At 71.7% G+C, this 23380-nt stretch carries 19 protein-coding genes and 1 pseudogene; 7 read left to right on the top strand and 13 right to left on the bottom strand.

The genetic code is table 11. The annotated features are described in order from the left end of the window. Positions 1–104: 104 nt before the first annotated feature. Positions 105–1337 (bottom strand): MFS transporter, encoded by a 1233-nt coding sequence (locus AB0435_RS01575; RefSeq protein ID WP_366425924.1) that lies wholly within the window; start codon positions 1335–1337, stop codon positions 105–107. Positions 1338–1354: 17 nt separating this feature from the next. On the opposite strand from AB0435_RS01575, the gene AB0435_RS01570 reads away from it, so the two are divergent. Both AB0435_RS01570 and AB0435_RS01565 read left to right on the top strand, forming a co-directional pair. Beyond that, on the top strand, positions 1355–2578 hold the full coding sequence (locus AB0435_RS01570; RefSeq protein ID WP_366005995.1) for an ROK family protein: 1224 nt from the start codon (positions 1355–1357) through the stop codon (positions 2576–2578). 238 nt (positions 2579–2816) lie between these two features. Further along, positions 2817–3107 (top strand): SHOCT domain-containing protein, encoded by a 291-nt coding sequence (locus AB0435_RS01565; protein ID WP_366005996.1) that lies wholly within the window; start codon positions 2817–2819, stop codon positions 3105–3107. A 193-nt stretch (positions 3108–3300) separates the two neighbouring features. Here AB0435_RS01565 and AB0435_RS01560 read toward each other — a convergent pair whose 3' ends face one another. Further along, the gene (locus AB0435_RS01560) at positions 3301–3861 is read right to left on the bottom strand and encodes an ATP-binding protein (RefSeq protein WP_366425923.1); all 561 of its coding nucleotides are present in this window, start codon (positions 3859–3861) and stop codon (positions 3301–3303) included. A gap of 196 nt (positions 3862–4057) precedes the next feature. Then, positions 4058–4384 (bottom strand): hypothetical protein, encoded by a 327-nt coding sequence (locus AB0435_RS01555; protein WP_366005998.1) that lies wholly within the window; start codon positions 4382–4384, stop codon positions 4058–4060. Between the two features lie 135 nt (positions 4385–4519). Between AB0435_RS01555 and AB0435_RS01550 the strand changes: the two genes are divergently transcribed. Then, positions 4520–5668: a PLP-dependent cysteine synthase family protein gene (locus AB0435_RS01550; RefSeq protein ID WP_366425922.1), complete on the top strand. Its 1149-nt coding sequence runs from the start codon at positions 4520–4522 to the stop codon at positions 5666–5668. A gap of 16 nt (positions 5669–5684) precedes the next feature. On the opposite strand, the gene AB0435_RS01545 is transcribed toward AB0435_RS01550, so the two are convergent. From AB0435_RS01545 to gndA, 7 genes are all read right to left on the bottom strand, one after another. After that, a complete protein-coding gene (locus tag AB0435_RS01545) occupies positions 5685–6179 on the bottom strand; it encodes an SRPBCC family protein (protein WP_366006000.1) in 495 nt (164 codons plus the stop codon). Between the two features lie 75 nt (positions 6180–6254). Next, complete coding sequence (locus AB0435_RS01540) at positions 6255–7100, bottom strand: DeoR/GlpR family DNA-binding transcription regulator (RefSeq protein WP_366425921.1); 846 nt, start codon at positions 7098–7100, stop codon at positions 6255–6257. A 109-nt stretch (positions 7101–7209) separates the two neighbouring features. Next, the gene (locus tag AB0435_RS01535) at positions 7210–9639 is read right to left on the bottom strand and encodes a right-handed parallel beta-helix repeat-containing protein (protein WP_366425920.1); all 2430 of its coding nucleotides are present in this window, start codon (positions 9637–9639) and stop codon (positions 7210–7212) included. A 96-nt stretch (positions 9640–9735) separates the two neighbouring features. Continuing rightward, entirely contained in the window at positions 9736–10350 is a 615-nt protein-coding gene (locus tag AB0435_RS01530; protein ID WP_366425919.1) for a hypothetical protein, read from the bottom strand. Positions 10351–10503: 153 nt separating this feature from the next. Further along, positions 10504–11334 (bottom strand): MOSC N-terminal beta barrel domain-containing protein, encoded by an 831-nt coding sequence (locus tag AB0435_RS01525; protein WP_366006004.1) that lies wholly within the window; start codon positions 11332–11334, stop codon positions 10504–10506. Between the two features lie 74 nt (positions 11335–11408). Further along, positions 11409–11891, bottom strand: coding sequence for a DUF6643 family protein (locus AB0435_RS01520; protein ID WP_366425918.1), 483 nt, complete (start codon positions 11889–11891; stop codon positions 11409–11411). 189 nt (positions 11892–12080) lie between these two features. Then, positions 12081–13541 (bottom strand): NADP-dependent phosphogluconate dehydrogenase, encoded by a 1461-nt coding sequence (gene gndA, locus AB0435_RS01515; protein ID WP_366006006.1) that lies wholly within the window; start codon positions 13539–13541, stop codon positions 12081–12083. Positions 13542–14347: 806 nt separating this feature from the next. On the opposite strand from gndA, the gene AB0435_RS01510 reads away from it, so the two are divergent. Next, a complete protein-coding gene (locus tag AB0435_RS01510) occupies positions 14348–16060 on the top strand; it encodes a GAF domain-containing protein (RefSeq protein WP_366425917.1) in 1713 nt (570 codons plus the stop codon). A gap of 101 nt (positions 16061–16161) precedes the next feature. Here AB0435_RS01510 and AB0435_RS01505 read toward each other — a convergent pair whose 3' ends face one another. After that, positions 16162–16890, bottom strand: a complete 729-nt coding sequence (locus AB0435_RS01505; protein WP_366425916.1) for a response regulator transcription factor — start codon at positions 16888–16890, stop codon at positions 16162–16164. 445 nt (positions 16891–17335) lie between these two features. On the opposite strand from AB0435_RS01505, the gene AB0435_RS01500 reads away from it, so the two are divergent. The 3 genes and pseudogenes from AB0435_RS01500 (at position 17336) to AB0435_RS01490 (ending at position 19671) form a co-directional block, all read left to right on the top strand. Beyond that, positions 17336–18010, top strand: coding sequence for a CBS domain-containing protein (locus tag AB0435_RS01500; RefSeq protein ID WP_366425915.1), 675 nt, complete (start codon positions 17336–17338; stop codon positions 18008–18010). Next, the gene (locus tag AB0435_RS01495) at positions 18007–18903 is read left to right on the top strand and encodes a universal stress protein (protein ID WP_366425914.1); all 897 of its coding nucleotides are present in this window, start codon (positions 18007–18009) and stop codon (positions 18901–18903) included. The genes AB0435_RS01500 and AB0435_RS01495 overlap by 4 nt, the downstream gene beginning before the upstream one ends. A gap of 76 nt (positions 18904–18979) precedes the next feature. Beyond that, positions 18980–19671, top strand: a pseudogene (locus AB0435_RS01490) (CBS domain-containing protein). Positions 19672–19711: 40 nt separating this feature from the next. On the opposite strand, the gene AB0435_RS01485 reads toward AB0435_RS01490, so the two are convergent. After that, the gene (locus tag AB0435_RS01485) at positions 19712–20056 is read right to left on the bottom strand and encodes a universal stress protein (RefSeq protein ID WP_366425913.1); all 345 of its coding nucleotides are present in this window, start codon (positions 20054–20056) and stop codon (positions 19712–19714) included. A gap of 88 nt (positions 20057–20144) precedes the next feature. After that, positions 20145–22634, bottom strand: coding sequence for a hypothetical protein (locus tag AB0435_RS01480; protein WP_366425912.1), 2490 nt, complete (start codon positions 22632–22634; stop codon positions 20145–20147). Positions 22635–23380: the final 746 nt, after the last annotated feature.

The following is a 23380-nucleotide window of genomic DNA, read 5'->3' as shown; positions in this document are numbered from 1 at the left end:
CTTTCGCCTCCCGGACGGCCCCTGTCACGCCTCGACGCCGTCCCGTCCGGCTTCCCGGACGCCTCTCCTTCGGATTGTGTCAGCGACCACTGACAACGCCCCGGTCACCGTGCGGCGGCGCGCACCACGTTCCGTGTCCCGTACGCGATCGCCGCCGCCATCGCGGCGAGTGCGGCGACCGTGGTCAGGGCGAGCGGGAGGGACCAGGTCTCGGCGAGGAAGCCGATCGCCGGAGGGCCGAGCAGCATGCCGCCGTAGCCGAACGTGGAGGCGGTGGCGACCCCGCCGGGACCGGCGAGTTCCCCGGCCCGGCCGATGGCGACCGGGAAGATGTTGGCGAGGCCGAACCCGGTGACGGCGAAGCCGAGCAGGGCGGCCCAGACCGTCGGGGCCAGTGAACCGAGCAGCATGCCGAAGGCGGCGGCCGCGCCGCCCGCGACCAACGTCCTGGTCTGTCCCAGGCGTTCGAGGAGCACGGTGCCCGACAGGCGCCCCAGCGTCATGGTGAGCGCGAAGACGGAGTAGCCGACGGCCGCGAGGCCCGCCCGGGCGCCGAGGTCCTGATGGAGATGGAGCGCGCCCCAGTCCGCCAGCGCGCCCTCGCCGTAGGCGTCGCACAGCGCGATCAGCCCGAAGACGACGACCAGCCGGCGTCCCCTGCCGGTGCCGGTGCCGGTGCCGGTGCCGGTCGTGGCGGCCGGGGTGCGCGGCTCGGGGCGCGGCGCCGGGTGGGCGAGGAGCGTGCGTCCCGCGGCGGCGCTGAGGATCAGTCCGACCACGGTCAGGATCAGCAGGTGGCTGGTGGCGGACAGGTGCCCCGCGACCAGTCCGCCGAGCCCCGCGCCCAGCATCCCGCCGAGGCTGAACGCGGCGTGGAAGCTGGGCATCACGGGCCTGTGCAGTGCGGCGACGAGGTCGACGGCCGCGCTGTTCATGGCGACGTTGATGCCGCCGTAGGCCGCGCCGAAGACGAGGAGCACCAGCCCGAGGGAGAGCGCCGAATGGGTGAGCGGCGGCAGGGCGATGCCCAGGGACATGAGCACGCCGGCGGCGACCGTCACCGGATGGCTGCCGAACTTGTGGCACAGCCGGCCGGTCACGGTCATGGTGGCGACGGCCCCGGCGGAGACCCCGAGCAGGGCCAGTCCGAGGGCGCCCGCGGAGGCGCCGGTCTGTTCCTTGATGGCGGGGATGCGGACGACCCAGCCCGCGAAGAGCAGGCCGTCGAGGGCGAAGAAGAGGGTCAGGGCGGTACGGAGGCTGCGCAGGGCAGGGTCGACGGGTATCGGGTCCTGTGGGCCCCGAATGGCGGTCCGTATTTTGTTCAGCGTCGGCACAAAGTCAGAATAGGGGCGTGACCCAGACTCGGACAACACGTTTGGAACGGGGCCGCGGTGCCCTCGGCCCGGCCTTGGAGCTCGTCCACACCGGCCGTGCTCCCACCCGCGCCGTGCTCACCGCCGAGCTCGGCGTGACCCGCGCGACCGCCGGGGCCGTCGCCGCCGAGCTGGAGGCCCTCGGCCTGATCCAGGTCGACGCGCGCCCCGGCGCGGCCGCCGGGTCCCAGGGGCGGCCCTCGCACCGGCTCGCCGTCGCCCCCGACGGGCCCGTCGTCCTCGCCGCGCAGATCCACGCCGACGGCTTCCGGGCCGCCCTCGTCGGGCTCGGCGGCCGGATGATCGCCACCGCGCCCGGCTGCATGACCGTGCCCGCGGATCCGTCGCACATCATCGACGCCGTCGTCGAGGCCGGTGCCGGGCTGCTGCGTGAGACGGGCCGCCGCTGTCTCGGCGCCGGACTCGCCGTCCCCTCGGCCGTCGCCGAACCGGAGGGCACGGCGCTCAACCCGATGCACCTGTCCTGGCCGGCCGGCGCACCGGTCCGCGACCTCTTCTCCGAGGCCCTCGCCAAGGCGGGGGTCCCCGGCGCCGGAGCCGCCCCCGCCACCGGTGTCACCGGCAACGACGTCAACCTCGCGGCCCTCGCGGAACACCGCCACGGAGCCGGGCGCGGTGCCAAGGACCTGCTGTGCGTCGCCACCGGCCACCGGGGCGTCGGAGGCGCCCTCGTCCTCGACGGGCGCCCGCACACCGGAAGTTCGGGCCTGGCGCTGGAAGTGGGACACCTCACCGTCAACCCCGTGGGCCTGCCCTGCCACTGCGGCAGCCGCGGCTGCCTCGACGTCGAGGCCGACCCGCTCGCCTTCCTCACCGCGGCCGGCCGCGCGCCCGGCCCCGAGGTCTCGCAGCTCCAGCAGTCCCGCGACCTGCTCCGCACCGAGTACGCCGACCCGTCCGTACGGGCCGCCGCCGAACTCATCATCGACCGGCTCGGACTCGGGCTCGCCGGGCTGGTCAACATCCTCAACCCCGACCGCGTCATCCTCGGCGGACTCCACCGCGACCTGCTCGAGGCCGACCCGGACCGGCTCCGCGCGGTCGTCGCCGACCGCAGTCTGTGGGGCCGCAGCGGCAGCGTGCCCATCCTGCCCTGCACCCTCGACCACAACAGCCTCATCGGCGCGGCGGAAGCGGCCTGGCAGCCCGTACTGGACGACCCCTTGGCCGCCCTCGGCTGACCACGCGTGCGCGCATACGCGGACGACTCCGTCCCGGCCGCCGAGGCCGAGGCCGCTGACCACGCGCGTGCGCGCACGCGCGTAGAGAGCCGAAAACACCCGTGGGGAGTACGCCGCACGCTCCTCCTACTTCCCACGGGGCAGGCGTACGGCCGCCGGCCGTACGACGACGCGGGCGCCCGGAGCGACCAGGCTCGGAGGTGACGAGAAACCGTCACTACCGAGGAGCTGAACCCCCATGAACACTCTCGCGCAACCCTGGGCCGACGGCGGGCCCGGCCCCTGGGTCCTCTTCTTCCCGCTGATCTGGGCCGCCGTCGTGGTCGGCGTCGTCACCCTGCTGCGCCGCACCGCGTGGCGCGGGCGTCGCGCACCCTGGCACGTCCGGCCGGCGGCGGCCGAGAACGCGCCGACGGCCGTCCTGGGCCGCCGGTTCGCCGCCGGTGACATCGACGAGGACGAATACTGGCGCCGTATGTCCGTCCTGGAGGAGCACTTCGGCACCGGAGGGAAACGCGGTACGCCGTGATCTCCCCGCGAACGCCCCCTGCCGCACGGGTTCGTCGGCTCGGCGCCGCCAAGGCGCGGGCACCCGTGCGCCGCGGCGTCCGGCACGGCCGTCGGGTACGGGCCCGGCCCGCCCGGCGGGCGGCGCGCCCGGAGGTGCCGCGCGCCGCTCCCGCTGGAACGGCTGCCCTGCCGGCTCGGCCGGGAACGCCGGATCAGACAGGGGAGCGGTCGCGCAACGGTGCCGTCCGGACCGTCACCAGGGACTCGTCGAAGACGGGTTCCTGGAGCACCGGAGGCTGGAGCGCGGGCAGTTCGAGGACGGGTTGTTCGAAGGCGATCGTCGTCCGGTCCGACTGCACCGGCCGGAGCCTGGGAGCGCCGGGCACGGGAAGCGTGAACCACACGACCTTGCCGCCGTCGTGACGTTCCTGCACGCCCCAGCTGGCGCTGACCGCGGCGATCAGGGCGAGGCCCCGGCCATGGGTGCTGGCGGGGTCGGCGCTGCCGATGCGCGGCAGGCGGGGGTCGTGGTCGCGTACGGAGAGGGTCAGTTGGTCCAGCACGAGGTCGATCTCGACAGTGCAGCGCTTGTCCGGTTCCGCGTGCTGGTGAACGTTGGTGAGAAGTTCGGTGACGCCGAGGGCGGCCGGGTCGATGAGCGGATCGAGATGCCAGTAGCGCAATTGCGCAGATACGATTCTGCGAACTTGGCCGATCCGCGGCGGGAGGGCCTGTAGCTCCACGGTGCAGTGCTTGTTCGGTCGGCTGATCACGGCTGCGACTCCCTGAAGAAGTAGGGCTAGCCTGATGCAGATGGGCGTTCTGAAACGCCCTGGGCCCGGACCGGCGGAGGCGGCTGCCGACCCGGTCGACGTCGAGGATCCGCAGCGTAACGGGCCATGAACCCTCAGTGATGCCGGTACGAGTCAAGGGTCGACCCAGACGGGCACACGCGCAACTTCTGGACCGTCAGTCCCCCGCGTCCCGGCCCCGGGCGGAGCGCACCGCCTCCAGGAAACGCTGGACGGCGGACGGGCCCGACTCCTCGGCGGACGGATCCTGGCCGCCCAGCGTCAGGACGTAGCGCGTCCCGTTCACCCGGGCCCGAGCCCGGTCCCGGGCGAACCACGGGCGGCCCGCCTGGACGGAGTCCACGGGCGCGCTGTCGATCTCCCTGCCGTAGCTCGTCAGCAACTCGAGCCTGCCGTCCTTGATCTTCACCTGGCCGGCCCGGGTGAGAGAGCGCGACGAACGCTCGATCCGCACCCCGGTCGCGTTGAACTCCGGCTCCGCCACGGCAACCGCCTCCCCGGCTGAATCGTGTGCCCAGTGCGCAGTCTGCCTGTGAGGGGGCTCACGCACCAGTGCCCATTTATGATCGAAACGTCCGAGTGCTCCGCATGAGCCCGGATGAACTGCGTGAGGAGCGCCGTGAACAGCACCGTGCAACCCGGGGCGACGGGCGCGGATCCCGGTGCCGCCGTCCCCACCCTCGACGTGGACCGCAGCGATCCCGCCCACCGCGCCTGGCTCAACGAAGCCGTCCGCAAGGTCCAGGCCGACGCGAACCGCTCCGCCGACACCCACCTGCTGCGCTTCCCGCTGCCGCCCGAATGGGGGATCGATCTCTACCTCAAGGATGAATCCACCCACCCCACCGGCAGCCTCAAACACCGCCTCGCCCGCTCCCTCTTCCTCTACGGGCTGTGCAACGGCTGGATCCGCCCCGAGGCCCCCGTCATCGAGGCGTCCAGCGGCTCCACGGCCGTGTCCGAGGCGTACTTCGCCGGGCTCATCGGCGTCCCGTTCATCGCCGTCATGCCCCGCACCACCAGCCGCGAGAAGTGCCGGCTGATCGAGTTCCACGGCGCGCGCTGCCACTTCGTCGACGACCCGCGCACGATGTACGAGGAAGCGGCGGCCCTCGCCGCGCGGACCGGCGGCCACTACATGGACCAGTTCACCTACGCCGAACGGGCCACCGACTGGCGCGGCAACAACAACATCGCCGAATCCGTCTACAGCCAGCTCCGGCTCGAACGCCACCCCGTGCCCACCTGGATCGTCGCCACCGCGGGCACCGGCGGCACCTCCGCGACCATCGCCCGCTATGTGCGCTACATGCAGCACGACACCCGCATCTGCGTCGCCGACCCCGAGAACTCCTGCTTCTTCGACGGCTGGAGGAACCACGACCCCCACGCCACCAGCGACCGAGGCTCCCGCATCGAGGGCATCGGCCGGCCGCGCATGGAACCCAGCTTCGTGACCGGGGCCATCGACCGGATGATGAAGGTCCCCGACGCCGCCAGCGTCGCCGCCGTACGCGCCCTCGACCGGACCATCGGCCGCAAGGCGGGCGGCTCCACCGGCACCGGGCTGTGGAGCGCACTCAAGATCGTCGCCGAGATGGCGGACCAAGGCCGCCAGGGCAGCGTCGTCACCCTCATCTGCGACCCCGGCGAGCGCTACCTCGACAAGTACTACTCCGACAGCTGGCTCGCCGAACAGGGCCTGGACATCGCCCCCTACGCCCGGGCCATCGACACCTTCCTGAGCTCCGGCCACTGGCCGGACTGAAGGACCGGACCCGCGTTCAGGAAGGCCGGCCGTGCATCGCCGCGAGACGCCGGTCGAGGCAGTGCACCGCGTCACGGAACGCGTGCCCGAGGCCGGGCCTCGCCAGCGCGACCGCCAGGCGCACCGGCGCGGAGCCGTCGACCGCCACCGTCCACCGGACGACCGTGCCCGTACCGACGGCGAGCAACTGCCAGTCCTCCGCCATGGCGCGCACACCCGGCGCGTTCGTGACGTCGACGCGGTACGCGTAGCGCCGGGACGGCTCCTCGGCCAGGACCGTCTCCAGGAAGCGCGCGCCACCCAGCAGCCGGATCTCCCGGCCCTTGCCGTCGGCCCGCTCCACCGGCCGGGCCGCCGTCACCGCACGGAACCACCGCGCCCAGCCCGGCACATCCTCCGCCAGCGCGGCATGAACCCGCTCGGGCGCCGCCGCCATGTGCGCGACGAACACCAGCCGCAGCGGTGCCGCCTCCACGAAGTCGAGCCCCACAGGGCGGAGTCTGCGCGCCATCGTGCACCCCATCGGATCGGCCGGTCAACGGCGCCGCACACCCTAGCCCCTGGGCCCTCGGATGTCTGCGCCGCCTCAGCCCTCGGCGTTGCCCCGCGAGCTCTCCGCCACCACCAGCTCCGGCAGCCGCTCCGCGATGTCCCGGCGCGCCCCAGCCGGCAGCCCGGCGTCCGTGACCAGCGCGTCCACCTCGTCCAGAGCGGCGAAGGAACTCAGGCCCACCGTCCCCCACTTGGTGTGATCCGCCACCACCACGACCCGCCGGGCGGACCGCACGAAGTGCCGGTTCGTCTCCGCCTCCGCGAGATTGGGCGTCGACAGCCCCGCCTCCACGGAGATGCCGTGCACCCCGATGAACAGCACATCGAAGTGCAGCGAGCGGATCGCCGCGTCCGCCACCGGCCCCACCAGCGTGTCCGACGGCGTACGCACCCCGCCCGTCAGCACCACCATCGCCGCTCCCGGACGCGGCGAGGGCCCCGCGGCCGTCATCGTGCGCTGAGCACTGTGGAACACATCGGCCGCGCGCACCGAGTTCGTCACCACCGTCAGATCCGGGACGTCCACCAACTGCTGGGCCAGGGCGAACACCGTCGTCCCGCCGGCCAGGGCTATCGCACTGCCGTGCGCGGCCATCTTCGCCGCGGCCCGCGCGATGTCCTCCTTGGCGATGAGCTCCAGCGCCGACTTGGCCTCGAAGCCCGGCTCGTGCGCCGTCGCCTCGGCGACCGGCACCGCGCCACCGTGCACCTTCTCCACGGCACCCTGCCGGGCCAGCGCGTCCAGATCACGGCGGACCGTCATGTCCGAGACATTGAGCTTGCGCGTCAGCTCGTTGACCCGCACACCACCACGCCGCCGCACCTCGTCGAGAATCAGGGCACGCCGCTGTTCCGCCAGGAGATTCTGGTTGTCGCTCACCGGCCGGTCCCTCCGCTCAGCACTGCCGAATCCGCAGGTTCATCCTCCCACGCACCTGTGACAACGCCCGTGCCTCACTCCGGCCATCGGCGCCGGCACACGCCCACGTTCACGGCAGCGCCGGCAGGTCCTCCGGATACAGCAGCGTCAGCTCGTCGGTGCTCGGATCGACGAGCTGCGCCACCCGGCCCGCGTGCCGCTCGACCATCGCCTCGAACGTCTGCCGCGCCGTACGGCCGTTGCCGAACGCCGGCCCCTTCGGGATCGCCGTGAAATACGCCAACAGCGCCTCCGCGGCCCCCTCCCCGATCCGGTACTCGTGCTCCTCCGCCTGCTGCTCCACGATGCGCAGCAGCTCCTCCGGGGCGTAGTCCCCGAAGGTGATCGTGCGGGAGAACCGCGATGCCACCCCGGGGTTGACCGTCAGAAAGCGCCGCATCTCCTCGGTGTACCCCGCGACGATCACCACCACCGCGTCGCGGTGGTCCTCCATCAGCTTCACCAGGGTGTCGATCGCCTCGCGGCCGAAGTCCCGCCCCGAGTCCTCCGGGCACAGCGCGTACGCCTCGTCGATGAACAGCACCCCGCCACGCGCCCGGTCGAACGCCTCCTGCGTCCGGATCGCCGTGGAACCGATGTGCTCGCCCACCAGGTCCACGCGCGACACCTCCACCAGATGACCGCGCTCCAGCACCCCCAGCGACGCGAGGATCTCGCCGTAGAGCCGGGCCACCGTGGTCTTGCCCGTACCCGGGGAACCGGTGAAGACCAGATGCCGGCGCACGGAGGCGGCCTTCAGACCCGCCTCCTGACGGCGCCGCCCCACCTCGATCATGTCGGTGAGCGCCCGCACCTCCCGCTTGACGCTCTCCAGGCCCACCAGCGCGTCCAGTTCACCCAGCACCGTCGCCGCGGGACGGCCGTCCGCCACCGGGGAGGGCGCCGCGCCCTCGGGCACCCGCTGGACCGGCACCGCGACCGGCGGCACCGACACCAGCGGAACGGTCCGCTCCACGACCGGGACACCGGCCGTCCGCAACGACCCCGCCGAGGACGCCCCCAGCGTGAACGCCGTGCTCTCGTCGCTCGTGCAGCCCTCGCTGACCGTGCCTTCCTCGGCGAACTCGTAACCACCGCGCGCGCACCGCTCCGTACGGCAGCGCGTCAGCGTCGTGCGGCAGCCGTCGATGACGTGGAAGCCGTACCCGCTGCTCCCCGTCACCCGGCAGTCGTGGAAGGAACCCCGGCCGCCCGCCGACACGTAGAAGCCCGCCTCCACCGGCGAACTCACCGTGCACCGCTCGATGACCGGATCCGCGCCCTTGGTGACGATGACCCCGGTGGCCGTCGCGTCGATGGTGCACCCGGCCAGCGAACCCCCGCTCCCGTGGTCCCGGAACCAGGCACCCGTGGCCGCCGCCCGGATCCGGCAGTCGTCCAGCTGCGCGGTCGCGCCGTCGCTCACCGACACCGCGGTGTTACGGACCTGCGCGAGGTCGCTGTCGACCACGTCCACCCGCGACCCGCGGTCCAGCACGAACAGCGCGTCCGGCACATCGCGCACCCGGCAGGAGCCGAGCACGGCACTCGCCCCGTCACTGACCCACACCGCCGGATAGTCACCCGTGCTGTCGTGGATGTCGCACCGGTCCGCGTCCACCCGCGTCCCCGGATCCCACACGGACAGACCGTTGCGCCCGAACTTGCGCACCGCGGTGCGCGTCATCGACAGCACCGACCGGGACCGCAGGTCCACGCCGTTCTCCGGCACGTCGTGGATGTCGCAGTCCACCAGCGTCAGCACGGCATCGGTGTCCAGGGTCACGCCGTCACCGGACGTCCGGTGCACCTGGCAGTCGGTCAGGTAACCGGCCGCGCGCGACGCCACCTGCACGCCCGCGCCACGGATCTCGTACACCTCGCAGCCGGCCGCTTCCAGCGCGCTGCCCTCGCCCGACAGCGACAGCCCCGCACCCGAGGCATGATGCACCCGGCAGCGCTCCAGACGCGGATGCGCGCCCCCGCTCACCGTCACGCCCGACCGGCCCGCCGCCACGACCTCGCACTCCTCGAAGACACCGGTCGCGCCGTCCAGCACACTGATGCCGACCCCGCCCGGATTCTCCACCGTGCACCGGCGCACCGTCGGCCGCGAGCCGCCGCGCACCTCGATCCCGGCCGCCGAACGCGTCACGATCCGCAGGTCCGCCAGCTCCGGCGCACCGTCCTCGACCAACAGCGCGGGCGCCGCCGCGTCCTGACCCTCGATGTGCAGATCCAGCAGCGCCGCGGAGGACCGTACGGTCAGGGCCACGCCCTCGGCCGGCGCGATCCGCACGGCCCCCGGCGAACCCTCGCTGCCGCGCAGCGTGATCGAACGGGTCACGACCAGATTCTCCCGGTACGTGCCCGGTGCGACGGACAGCACGTCCCCGTCCGCCGCCGCCTCCAGAGCCGATGCGAGGGAGTCGTATTCGCCGGTGCGCCGCCGCCATCGCACCGTACCGGTGTGCGTCACCTGGACCGAGCCCTGTGCCATGGTGCTGCTGCGCCCCCACCTCGTGCTCTGTTCACCCGGGACGGATGCGTACCGGCCGGACCACCGTAGCGCGCGTGGGCTATGGAAGTTGACCGGTCAGCTGCCTGCGCCCGCCCGGCCCCAGGTGTGCCCGGCCTGTTCCCACGCGCGGTCCCACTGGGCGTACCGCCGCTGCACGATCCGCCATACGACCAGCCGGCGGCCGGCCTCCACCAGGCCCGCCGCCCCGGCGGCCGCGCCGACGCCGGCGAGCACCGCGTGGACGGCGGCCGTGCCGTCGTCCATGGGGCGGCCCGCGATCCGGCCGCGGTCGTCCGTCCACAGCGGGAACCGGTGCCCCGCGCGGGTCTGTTGCAGGACGGCGACCACGCCGGAGAACTGGCGGCGGCCGTCCGGGGACGGCCACCGGGCGACCACCCGGTGGTGCCCCTCGCGGCCGGCGGCCGTCTCACGGTCGGTCGCGGTGGCCCTGACCGGAAGATTGCGCAGGGCCGTGGCGGTCACCAGGTGCCGGTGCAGCCGCTGTTCACGAACGGTCTGCCGCAGCGCCTGGTGGGCGAGCGAACCCGTCACCCAGCCGACGGCCGATCCGGCCAGCAGCATCAGCACCACCGCGACCGCCCCCACCCACGCTTCGAGGACATCGGTACGGCGGCGCAGCGGATTGAGCCGCCACCGCCGGGCGAAGATCGTCGCGCGCACAGCGCTCACCCCCTTCCGCGTCCGTAAATACCTCACACAGGGCATCGCATGCGGAGGAAGGCGGCGGAGAGAGCAAAATCACCCCCTCCGGAGGCCCTTCCTGGCGGCGCGTTGACGGGTGGCGTGCGGAGCGCGCGCCCCCGGCGGAACGGCGCGGCCTGCTCAGTCGAGGATCTCCACGTCGTCACCGACGCGCACCACTCCGGTGTGCTCCGGGATGAGGTTCGTCCCGAACACCAGCGACTTGTCTATCCGGTGGTGCCGCGCGAGCGTCCGCAGCGGCTCCTTGCCGCGCTCCGCCGTGTGCTGGTCGGTGGTGGTCACGATGCACCGCCCGCACAGCTTCACGGCGCGGAAGGTGACCTCGCCGACGCGCACGCGCCGCCAGTCGTCCTCGGCCCAGGGCGCGGTGTCGCCGACGACCAGGTTCGGCCGGAAGCGGTTCATGGGCAGCGGGCCCTCGTCCGGGTGGTCGCCCTGGGAGATCAGGGCGTTGAGGGCGTCGAGCGAGGCGAGGGTGGTGGCGAGCAGCGGATAGCCGTCGGCGAAGCTCACGGTCTCGCCGGGCTCCGCGTAGTCGGGGTCGATCAGGCGGCGCGTCGCCGGGTCGTCCATGTGCAGCAGCCGCGCCGGGGCGCCGAGGTACGCGCTGAGCCACGCGTCCGCGGCGTCCCCGGCGGGAACCCCCTCGACCTTGTCCCGGAACAGCTGCACCGTGACCGTGCCGCGCTCCGCGGGATCGGGCACGGCGACGTCCAGCGGCGCGCGGCCCGGGGCGCTGAGCCGGACCCCGCCGCCCGGCAGCGGCTCGGCGGCGGCCAACGCCACCCTCGGCTGCTGCCGTTGGGTGATCATGTGACCGCTGTCGTCGGCCAGCATCCAGCGGCGGTCCCCGGCGAGCCCCCACGGCTCCACGGCCGCCTCACGGACGGCACGGCCCGTCAGCGACTTGACGGGATAGAAGTGAACCGCGGTCAGCAATGGCGTGGACATGCGGCCATCTTGCCATCCGGGCCGGGCGGTTGACCGAAGCCCCCCGGTCGGTCCCGCCCGTATCGGAAGTCCGGTCAGTAACCACCCTGATTCGGATACTGGCGGTTGTTGTACTGCTCGTCGTACGGCGCGGGGGCCGGGCGGGGCGCCACGGGGCGCATCGCCTCGTACCCGGCGGGACCGGCCGAAGCCGCCGCGGGCCGCTGCTGGTACTGCTGCGGGCCCGGATAGCCGCGCGGCGCCACCTGCTGCGGGATGTAGGGCGCGGGCGCCTGCTGGAGGCCCGAGGGCTGCGGCGCGGGCGACTGGTACCCGTACTGCGGGGCCTGCCCGGCGTGGCCGGTCTGCGGCGACTGCGGGGCCGGCGCCGTGGACGGCCCCGACGGCAGCGCGGGGAGGGCGGGCAGCTGGCTGCCGCCGTCGTACGGCGACGACACCCGGATGGGCGCGATCTGCGGGGTGCCCCGCTCGGCGACGAGGCTGTCGTAGATGGGGGTGTCCGGGAACGACGGCGAGGCGTAGTAGCCGCCACCGTAGGTGCTGCGGGGGGAGGTCATAGCCCATAAGTTAAGCCCACGCCCCTGGCCGGGTCTATGCCAAGGTCCCCGCAACCCCTTTCTGACCTGCAAAGACGCAGGTCAGGACAGAAGTGGCAGGTCGGGACACTCTTATCGGACCGGACGGCCCCGGGCCACCCTCCCGGTGGCCCGGGGCCGTTGGCCCTCCGCTGGTCACGCGGCCTTTCCTCAGGCCGTGCGCTCCTCGCCGCGGCCTGCGGACCACAGCGTGTGGAACGACCCCTCGCGGTCCGTGCGCCGGTAGGTGTGGGCGCCGAAGAAGTCGCGCTGACCCTGGGTCAGCGCGGCCGGCAGGCGCTCCGCGCGCAGGGCGTCGTAGTACGCGAGCGCGGCGGAGAAGCCGGGGGTGGGCACCCCGCGGCCGACCGCGGTCGCGACGACCGAGCGCCAGGCGTCCTGGGCCCGGCCGACCTCGCCCGCGAACCCCTTGTCGGCCAGCAGGGTCGGCAGCCCCGGGTCTGCCGCGAACGCGCTGCGGATCCGGTCCAGGAACGCGGCCCTGATGATGCATCCGCCCCGCCAGATGGCGGCCACCGCGCCGAGGTCGATGTCCCAGCCGTACTCGGCGCTCGCCGCGCTGATCATGTTCCAGCCCTGGGCGTACGAGACGACCTTCGACGCGTACAGCGCCTCCTCGACCCGTGCCGCGAACTCCTCGGCCTCGGCGGGGGAGAGGGTCTCGCGCCCCGGCCCGGGCAGTCCGCGCGCGGCCCGGCGCAGATCGCCGTGCCCGGACACGGAACGGGCGAAGACCGCCTCCGCGATGCCCGACACCGGGATCCCGAGGTCCAGCGCCGTCTGCACCGTCCACCGGCCGGTGCCCTTCTGCTCGGCCTCGTCGGCCACCACGTCCACGAAGGGCTGCCCGGTGGCGGCGTCGGTGTGGGCGAGCACCTCGGCGGTGATCTCGATGAGGTACGAGTCCAGGCGGCCGGTGTTCCAGGTGCGGAACGTCTCCGCGATCCGGGCGGGCTCGTAACCGGCGACGTTGCGGAGCAGGCCGTACGCCTCCGCGATGAGCTGCATGTCGGCGTACTCGATGCCGTTGTGCACCATCTTGACGAAGTGTCCGGCGGCGTCGGGCCCGATGTGGGTGCAACAGGGGCTGCCGTCGGGGGCCTTGGCGGCGATGGACTCCAGGAGCGGGCCGAGGGCTTTGTAGGATTCGGTGGATCCGCCGGGCATGATGGCGGGCCCGTTGAGGGCGCCTTCCTCGCCGCCGCTGATGCCGGTGCCGACGAAGTGGATGCCCTTGGCGCGGAGCGCCTTCTCGCGGCGGAGGGTGTCGTGGAAGTGCGCGTTGCCGCCGTCGATGATCATGTCGCCCTCGTCGAGGAGGGGTGCGAACTCGTCGATGACGGCGTCGGTGGGGTCGCCGGCTTTGACCATGATGACGATGCGGCGGGGCTTTTCGAGGGCGGCGACGAATTCCTCGGCGGTCTCGGCGGGGACGAAGGTGCCTTCGTGGCCGTGTTCCTTGATGAGTGCCGTGGTCTTGGCGGTTGTGCGGTTGTGGACGGCGACCGTGTGCCCGTGACGGGCGAAGTTGCGGGCGAGGTTGCTGCCCATGACGGCGAGTCCGGTGACGCCGATCTGTGCGGTGGCCTTGGGGGTGGAAGTGCTGGGCATTGCGGTGGTCCACTCCTGTCACGTGCGTCGGAAGGCTGGTGCGAGGCGTCAACGTCGAGGGGTATGAAGATCTTCCCGTCGGGGGGCCGGGCATCGCCCGGTCATCGTCGCACGGGGTCCTCGAGGGCGGCTGGGTGCGCGGTGGGAACGGGTGTGGTGTGTCATGTCTTGCCGTTGTCGCGTTGCCACAATGGTGGCTGCGCCACCCGGGAAGGAGCAGAAGGGGTGTTCCGGGTGTCTGGTCGAGTCCGGGAGCGCTCGGATCGGCTCGGTGATGCTGGCGCTTCCTGGCGGTCTCAGGCGGCCTGCGGCGTGTCTTATGTCAGCCGGGAGCCGACGCGTTGACGGGGTGTCAGGGTGTCGGCCGAGGCTCGTCCGTCACATCCCGGTCGAGGGCGCCAGTGGACGGCGTCACGGAACCCGCCTACCGCGGCACCGGCTCACTGCTGCTGCGCCACGTCCTGTGGCTGTCCGCTGAAGCACACCTGCTCGCGCCCGGCCTCTCGGTCACCACCGGGAACCCAGCCGCCCAACTGTACGAAGCCACCGGGTTCGTCCGCACCGAGCGGTGGACCGACCTGCGCATCAGTCGATGTGGGACGGGAATCCGCCCGTGCGGACGCGGGAGCCGCGGATCGCCGGTTCGGGTCTCCGCCGAAGGCGCCCAGACGGCCCCGGTGGCTCCGGTGCCAGCGTTTACGAGCCGTGCACGGACATTCCGCTCACAGGATGCGGCTCGGTACTGTGGGTTCCGGGCGGGGGTGGGAAGACACCGTCCGTTCAGGGCGCTGCTCCGAGGAGGCGCGTTGGAGAAGGCCGGGGAAGAGCCGGTGAGGCTGCCGCAGCTTCGGCTGGACGAGCTGTTGGAGGAGCTCCAGGCGCGGCTGGACGCGGCGCGTGGCACCAGGGACCGGGTGCACAGCCTGCTGGAGGCGGTGCTCTCGGTAGGGCGCGAGCTGGACCTGGAGCAGGTGCTGCGGCGGATCATCGAGGCGGCCGTGCTGCTGGTGGACGCCCAGTACGGAGCCCTGGGCGTGATCGGTCCCGACGGGCGCACGCTGTCGCAGTTCCTCACGGTCGGCCTGACCGAGGAGCAGATCAGGGCGATCGGGCCGTTCCCCTCCGGACACGGGATTCTCGGGGAACTGATCCGCCACCCGGAACCGCTGCGCCTGGCCAAGCTCTCCGAGCACCCGGCCTCGTACGGCTTCCCGCCCGGCCACCCGCCGATGCACAGCTTCATGGGTGTGCCGATCCGGGTACGCGACCAGGTCTTCGGCAACCTGTACCTGACCGAGAAGCGCGGCGGCGCGGACTTCGAGGACGAGGACGAGGCGGTGCTCTCCACCCTCGCCGTCGCCGCCGGCGTCGCGATCGACAACGCCCGGCTGTACGAGGAGTCCACGCGGCGCGAACGCTGGCTGCGGGCGAGCGCGCAGGTGACCACGGACCTGATGTCCGGCAGCCCCGGAACCGACGTCACGGTCCTGATCGCCGAGCTGGCCAAGGAGATCACCGGGGCCGAGCTGGCGACGTTCTCCGTGCCGGTGGCGGAGGGGGCCGCGCTGACCGTCGAGGTCGCTCTCGGCACACGGGCCGACGAGCTGCGGGGCCTGGTGCTGCCGGTCGAAGGCTCACTGGTGCGAGTGGCCTACGGGGCGGGCGAGCCGGTCCACAGCCGTGACGTCGGTGAGGATCCGCGGATGACCGCGGCTTCCCGGCAGCTCACCGGGCTCGGTCCCGCGGTGGCGGTCCCCATCAAGTCGGGGGACGCGGTACGCGGGGTGCTCTTCCTGGTGCGCGACAGCGGACGACCGGAATTCTCGCAGGAGGAGGCCGAACCGCTGCTCGCCTTCGCCGGGCAGGCGGCGGTGGCCATGGAACTGGCGGAGCGGCGCGCGGACGCCGAGCAGCTGGCCCTGCTCCAGGACCGTGACCGCATCGCCCGCGACCTGCACGACCTCGCCATCCAGCGGCTCTTCGCCACGGGGATGACACTGCAGAGCGCCGACCGTTTCATCGACCGTGCCGAGGCGTCGGAACGGGTCAGACGGGCGATCGACGACCTGGACGAGACCGTCAAGATCATCAGGTCCACGATCTTCGGACTGCGTTCCCGGGACACCGCGTCCCGGCACGGGCTGCGCACCCGGGTGGTCCAGGCGGTGGGCGAAGCGGCCTCGCCCCTCGGCTTCGCCCCGAGCCTGCGGATGGAGGGCCTGCTCGACACCCAGGTGCCGCGCGCGGCCGTCGACGACGTGGTCGCGGTTCTGGGGGAGGCCCTGGCCAACGTCGCCCGGCACGCCCACGCCGGCTCCGTGGACGTGGCCGTGGTCAACGACGGCCGGGAGCTGGTGCTCACCGTCACCGACAACGGCGTCGGCATTCCGGCCGAAGGGCACCGCAGCGGTCTGCGCAACCTCGCCGAGCGCGCCGAACAGCACGGCGGTCGCCTGGAGCTCGCCACACCGGACGGTGGCGGCACGGTCCTCACCTGGCGGATCCCGCTGGCCGCGTAGCCGATAGCGGCCGGGATCCGGCCCGGGAGCTGATCAGGACGTTGCCGAAGGTCATCAGTCGGGCGAGGACATCGCTCGTGGTCGTCGTCGCGAGGCCCGGGTCAGTGGTGACGGCCGGGCTGTTCGCGGTGGTCCTTGTGCTGTTCGGCCGCGCCGCCGGCCCTGGCCGCCTGGGTGGCGAGTACGGCCGCCTGGATACGGCGCTCGACGCCGAGTTTGGCGAGCAGGCGTGAGATGTGGTTCTTGACGGTCTTCTCCGACAGGAAGAGCTGCCTGCCGATCTGGCGGTTGGTGAGCCCGTCGCCGATGAGAGTCAGGATCTCGTGTTCGCGGGGCGACAGGTCGGCCAGCCGCGCGTCCTCGGGCTCGCTGTCCTCCTGTTCCCCGCGCAGGTTGCTCATCAGACGGGTCGTGGTGGCCGGGTCCAGCATGGACTGGCCGGAGGCGACCGTACGGATGGCGGCGACGAGGTCGGATCCCTTGATCTGTTTCAGGACGTAGCCGGCGGCCCCGGCCATGATCGCGTCCAGCAGGGCGTCGTCGTCGAACGAGGTGAGCATCAGGCACGCGAGGCCCGGCATGCGGGAGCGCAGCTCCCGGCAGACGGTGATGCCGTCACCGTCCGGCAGCCGGACGTCCAGCACGGCGACGTCGGGGCGCAGGGCCGGCCCCCGGGCGAGCGCGTGGTCGATGGTGCCCGCCTCGCCGACGACGGTGATGTCGTCCTCGGCGTCCAGCAGGTCGTGAATGCCCCGCCGGACGACCTCGTGGTCGTCCAGGAGGAAGACCCTGATCGGCCGCTCCTGGGAGAACGTCTTTGACTGGTCCACAACCGGCTCCCTGTCGACGGTCCGCACACGATCGTGCTGCTTCGATCATCGTTCACGTCCGGGCCGCCGTGCCATGGGCCGAACGGACCCATGGGGCTTCGGCCTGCCCATCGGTTCGGTCCGCGACGAGCACGGCGGCCCCGGTGACACGGTCGGCCGCCAGGTCCTCGAGGACGCCGCCGACCCGGCTCGTCGGGTAGCGCCGCCACCTGTGCTGCCGGGTCCCCTGCCAGGAGCGGCAGGTCCGCCCGAGTGCCCCTCTTCCATGGTCTTCCATGGTCGTCGGCCGGCGCCCGGCCGCGAGATGGGCCGGGTGTCCCCGACGCAGACCCGAACGGCTCAGGCGCGACAGGCCGCGGGCTCGGCACGCTGGAGGCACGGAGAGGCAACCGCTACCGGGACTCCCTTCCGGCGTCCGGCCGGGGGCCCGGGAAGGAGTGGGGACATGCGGCACCGAACGGTCGATGAACTCATGACCCGGAACGTCATCCGGGTACGCCCGCAGACACCCTTCAAGGAGATCGTGAAGGAACTCGCGGAGGGCGGGGTCACGGCTGTACCCGTCGTCGACGCCGACGGGCGGGTGACGGGGGTCGTCTCCGAGGCGGACCTGATGCGCAGATGCGCCGACCAGCCCGACCCCTTCGGCCGGATTCCGCTCCCGAACGTGGAGGCGTGGGAGCGCGCCAAGGCCGAGGGCGCCCGCGCGGAAGAGCTGATGTCGGCACCCGCCGTGTGCGCGCGGCCCGAGTGGAGCGTCGTCGAGGCGGCCCGCCTCATGGCCGTCCAGAACGTCAAACGGCTGCCCGTGGTGGACGAGTCCGACCGGCTGATGGGCATCGTCAGCCGTCGTGACCTGCTGCGTGTCTTCCTGCGCGGCGATCGGTCCATCCGCGAGGAGATCGAACAGGAACTGCTCGGACACACCCTGGGCCTGGCCCGGTCCGCAGTGCTCGTCGCTGTGAGCGAAGGACAGGTGGTCCTCACCGGGAGGGTGAGGACCAGGAGCCTGATCCCGGTCATCGTCCGGCTCTGCCGCTCCGTGGACGGAGTGGTCTCGGTCCACGAACGCATCGCGTACACCGACGACGACGTGCCGACCCGGACCGCGTCGTCATGAGAGACAGGGAGGCGGTCGCCATGGGGGCGGCACCCATCACGGCGGGACTCGACGGCTCCCCCGAGAGCCTGGCAGCGGCCCACTGGGCGGCAGCGGAAGCGGACCGGCGCCAGGTGGACCTGTGCCTGCTGCACGCCTGGGTCCTGCTGAGCCCCGACGCGCCGGGCAGCCTTGCCGGGAACGACCAGAACTACTGGGCCAAACGCATCGTGCACACCGCGGAGACCGAGATCCACCAGCGCTACCCCCGTCTTCCCGTCGTCGAGGAACTGGTCGCCGAGACGCCGGTGACCGCCTTGCTGCGGGCCGCGGAGGACTCGTCCATGGTCGTGCTCGGCTCCCGCGGACTGGGGACCGTGGGGAGCTTCTTCCTCGGTGACGTCGGCCTGCGCGTCGCCGGGACGGCCGGGCGGCCGGTGGTCCTGGTCCGCACCGGCACGGACGGCGAACGGGTGCCCTCCCCGCGGGGCGGAGAAGTCGTGGCCGCTGTCAGCCTCCACGGCCCTTGCCGGAACCTGCTGGAGTTCGCCTTCGCCGCGGCGGCCGCGCGCGGAGCGCCTCTTCGCGTCCTGCACACGCGGACCCTCCCCGGTCAGGTCTACACCCCCTGGGGCGTGGACCCCGACGTGTCCCGGGACATCGCGCAGGACGCCGGACGGGAACTGGCGGAAGCGCTGCGCCCGTGGCGCGACGAGCACCCGGAGGTGAGGGTGACCGAAACCGTCCGGCTGGAGAGCCCCGCGCGGGCAGTCGTACGGGCGGCTAAGCGCGCCGGTCTGCTGGTGATCGGACGCCGTGGGCCCCGGCGGACCCCGGCGCCACGCCTCGGCCCCGTCGCCCACGCCTGCGCGCACCACGCGGCCTGCCCCGTCGCGGTGGTCCCGGAGGACTGAGCGCGTTGGGCCCGGACGCGGCGTCCGCCGGCGACGGATCCATCGGTGATCGTCACAACTGGACAAGGAGACCCGGATGAACGACATCCCGCGCACGGTCAGTGATGTGATGACACAGACGGTCGTCGCGGTCGGCCGTGGCGCCGTGTTCAAGGAGATCGCGAAGACGCTGGCGCAGTGGAAGGTCAGCGCCGTGCCTGTCATAGAGGGCGAAAGCCGTGTCGTCGGGGTGGTGTCCCAGGCCGACCTGCTGCCCAAGGAGGAGTACCGGGACCACGAGCCCTCCCGGTCGCGCAACTGCGCCACCTGGACGAGCTGGTCAAAGCCCGGGCCGGGACGGCCGAGGAACTGATGACCACTCCCGCGGTGACCATCCACGGCCACGCGACACTCGCCGAGGCCGCCCGCGCCATGGCCCGCAAGGGCGTCAAGCGGCTCCCCGTCGTGGACGGGGAAGGCAGACTGACGGGCATCGTCAGCCGCGGCGACCTGCTCAAGGTCTACCTCCGTGACGACGCGGACATCGCGCACGAGGTGCGTGACGAGGTCGTCGCGCATCTTTTCCGCAACAGGGAGCCCAGCGTCGAGGTCGTCGTGGCCGAGGGAGTCGTCACCCTGTCCGGAAGGCTTCCCGACCCGGCGATGCTGCCGGTCGTGACACGGCTCGTACGGGCCGTGGAGGGCGTCGTGAACGTCGAGCTGCGGCTCGAAGAGCCCGTCACCAGGCCGAGGATCCCCGTACCTCCCGTGGTGGGACCGCAGTTCTGAGGACGGACGGCGTGGGTGCCCCGGCCGGGGCACCCACGCTTCAGGAACGCGGCACGACCGAGACCGGACACAAGGAGTGCCTCACGGTGACCCGGTGCGCCCGGCCCCGGATGGCGTCGAGCCGGCCTCGCACCACGACGACCGGGCAGCACGCGCGGGCCGCGACCTCCGGACCCACCGAAGCGGACGGCAACGGGACCGGAGGGTCGCTCCCGGCCCATCCCACCACGACCATGAAGGCTTCCCGCGAGGCGTCCAGCAGTGCCGGCACAGGATCTCCGGGGACGACCTCGGTCTCCACCTTCAACTGCGGGAAGCGCTGGGTGGCGTATGGGGAGCGGCTCCCGTACGCCCTGACCGCTGTGGGCCGTTTCTCGTGGTTCACCCGGCAGCGGACCCGCTCTCTCGCGCGGGTTCGAGGGCCTGCCGTCGTGTGCGGTGCCGTGTCTTTGCCCTGCTCAGCCCCTGCCCCGTCAGCACACGCCGTACTCGGGAAGAATCAATCCCAAGTAGCGCCCTTTTCCTTCCCTCTCTTTGGTGACGCTCCTGTCCCGGTCCGCAACTGTTCCCGTGTTGGTGAGTTGACACAGCAGTTCGGCCGCGCCATGGGTGCCGGCATTGACTTCCTCTCGCAACTCGTCGACGAGACCGTGTGAGAAGAGGATGCGGGTCAACTGCTCAGGGGCCCCGTGAGTGTAGGGCGGCTTCCCGGAGGCGATGGCGTCCCTCAACCTGTCGAGGGCTTCTCCCAGACGTCCGTTGCCGGCGAGCAACTCCGTCAGGTGCCTTGCGGCACGCACGTCCCCGTTGCCGGCGATGGGTTTCACGATTGCCAGGGCTTGGTCCAGGTGTCCCTGCTCGGCGAGAAGCTCCGTCCAGCGGGCGATCGCGGGCCACATGCCCGTCTCCGCGAGGGCGGCCAGTTCGCCCACCGGACATTGCTCCGCCCAGAACTCGTGCAGGTTCGAATCGCGAGCGGCCGCAGTTCGCAGGTGGTCGACAGCCTCGTCCCGTCGGCCGTGCGCGAGAAGGATCTCGGCCAGCATCTCGTTCGCCCGGCTGTATCCGGTTTCCACGAAGGGGCGAAGCACGGCCACGGCCTCATCGACGCGTCCGTCCTCCGCCAGCAGTTCGACCACCCGGTCGGCGGCCCCCCGCTCGGTGTTGATGTACGGCATGAAGAGACCGATCGCTTCGTCGCGTCGGCCGCGGCGAGCCAGCAGGTTGGCCAGTCTTCCGATGGAGTTCACATTGCCGGTCGCGGCCCGGACCCGGAGCGCCTCGACGTCACCGAGTTCCGCCAGCAGGTCTGCCAGGTGCGCGTCGGCAAGGCGGTTTCTCCCGTCCGCCCATCGCCGTGCGACCGCGACGGCCTCGTCAGAGCGTCCCACTCGCACCAGCAGCCTCGTCAGCACCTCGGTCTCGGCACCTTCGTGGAGGATCTCGATCGCTTCCTCTGTCCGCCCCTGTCCGTCCATCAGCCCAGCCCACCGGGTCGTGACCCGTGACCTGGCGGGATACCAGTCCGCGCTCACCGCCGGGCGCAGCACCTCGACGGCGTCGTCGATCCGGCCCTGCCTGATCAACATTTCGGCCAGGGCCTCGGTGGCGGACCAGTCGCCGCAGACGACGGGAAGACGTTCGTAGCAGGCAGCGGCGTGGCTGTACCGCATCCGCAGCTCGGCCGACCGCGCAAGGCGCTCAAGATCATCCGGCTCGTGGCAGTGCTCGATCAGAGCCCTCCACACCTGGTCTTCCGGACAGACTGTGCGTCGGGCGCCGCGCGCCCACTGGAGGAGATAGTCGGCGGCGATGTAACCGGTACAGATTTCCATGTTTCCGTCCGCGCAGGGCGTCAGGGCCTGGGCGACTCCACGCAACGGGGCTACGGCGTACTCGATGGACCTGTGGAACCAGTCACGCGGTGCGACGCCCCCATGACCTTTCAGGTACCCACGCACGGCTGCGTGCAGGAAGTCGTCCGAGACGGGGCTGTGGACTCCCAGACGGCGAGCGTCGACCGCCGCGGTGATGATGTGCTTCGCATACGGGTCCGGCGCCAACTCCCAGTGGCGGACCAGATCGGGCGCCGCTGCGAGGACCTGCGTGAACCCCGTGTCCGAACTGTCGAGCGCCACACGTACCCGCCGGTCCTCCCGAGCACACTGCTGGGCGCGGGCGTTCTCGGCAGCAGTGAACGCATCGGCGACATCGAACACCTGGGCCAGTTCCAGCAGCCTGCGATCCTCATCCTGCCGGCTGTCCCACACGCGACGAGGAGCGACGACGCGAGCCTGATACTCAGTCGTCCAGATGGTCCCCACGATCACCATGCCGGCGTGGAGCAAGGTCCGGAGCGTGCCCTCTGACAAACCGCTCGCAGGGCCGAGATGGCCCTGCAGCTCGTCCAGCCACAGCACGGTCTTGGACGTCGGTGCCGCTGCCAGATCACGGATCGTTTCGGTGCTCCCCGGATGAATCAGCCACCAGTCCGGCAGCACGGCCAGGACAGCCTCGTAGAGCGTGCGGGTCTTCCCCGCGCAGGACTGGCCGTTGAGGAGCAGGAAGCCGCCGTCCTCCGCAGCGATTGCCAGAGCCCTGCGAAGGTCACAGTCCACATCGCGCCGGATGTAGGCGGGGAGCTCGCCGGAGGTCCCCTTGACCTCGATCGCGGCGCGCACCCCGAGCCGGCGCGGCGAGGCGTCGCGGACCCTGATGGCGTCCGGGGGCATGGAAAGGTCTGCGGTTCGTGCCCGCTGGAGAGCGGCCAGCCACAGGGGGATGTCGGCCTGGGAGACCTCGCACACGACCAGGTAGGTCAGGAGGCTTTCCTGGGAGGGAAGTTGTCTGCCGGTGGCGTAGCAATGGAACGAGGTCTTCGACACGTGCTTGTATCGCCGCCCACCCGGGCGCCGCGGAAGGTCATTGGCCCGCCTCTCCATCGCTACGAACGTCAGGTTCACGCGCCTTCGTAGCCCCTCGAGGCACTTGGCCAGCTGTAGTGGAGTCGTCACCCTGGACGGATCAGCTCCCCGGACATCCGGTGGATGACCCATGCACAGGCCTCCTTCTCTGTGACTTCGCTGGTCAGGCGGGCGCAGACGAGCTGCCACATCCCATCTTGTCCGGTTTCATAGCCGGATACTCCCAACCGCTGAACTCTGGAGCGGTCAACATCCACCCCTCGCACAAAGTCAGGGGCTCTTCGATGCATTGGTCGGATCTGGCCCAGGAGGCAGGGGGCCTCCTGGCCCTCGTGGTCCCGCTCGTCGAACTGGCGGCCGTGATCGCAAAGCGGAGGACTGCAAGGAAGGCCACAGGACAACTACGGCCGGGGCGAGACGCCCAGAGCTCGGCGGAAGTCGACGACGAATGAGCCGGCGGTACGGCGTGGGCCCGCTCGAGGGGCCTGTGTGGGGGCGTGATCAATCTCGCGCTCTGGTCCCGTGCAGGGGCGGTACCCGGTAGGAAGCTGGGTGTGACACCTGGGCAACTCACGGGCAAAAGTCGGGAGTTCATTGAGCCTTACTTGCCGATAGGCGAGTAAGGTCCGTACCCCGAGCGGCTGCGGGAGGAGTTCGGGGGAGTGATCTGGTGATCCCGGTCCGCCGCTTAGTGGTCTGCGTCGTAAATCCTTCGGGGGTTGACTTCGGTGCTGCTTGTAGGCGTGCTCGCACTCAGCTGTTGAGGGCGGTGAGGTGGAGGTGGC

This window comes from Streptomyces sp. NPDC051173 (genome assembly GCF_040689515.1).
Lineage (GTDB): Bacteria > Actinomycetota > Actinomycetes > Streptomycetales > Streptomycetaceae > Streptomyces.
This window is presented reverse-complemented; position numbering and strand designations above follow the sequence as displayed.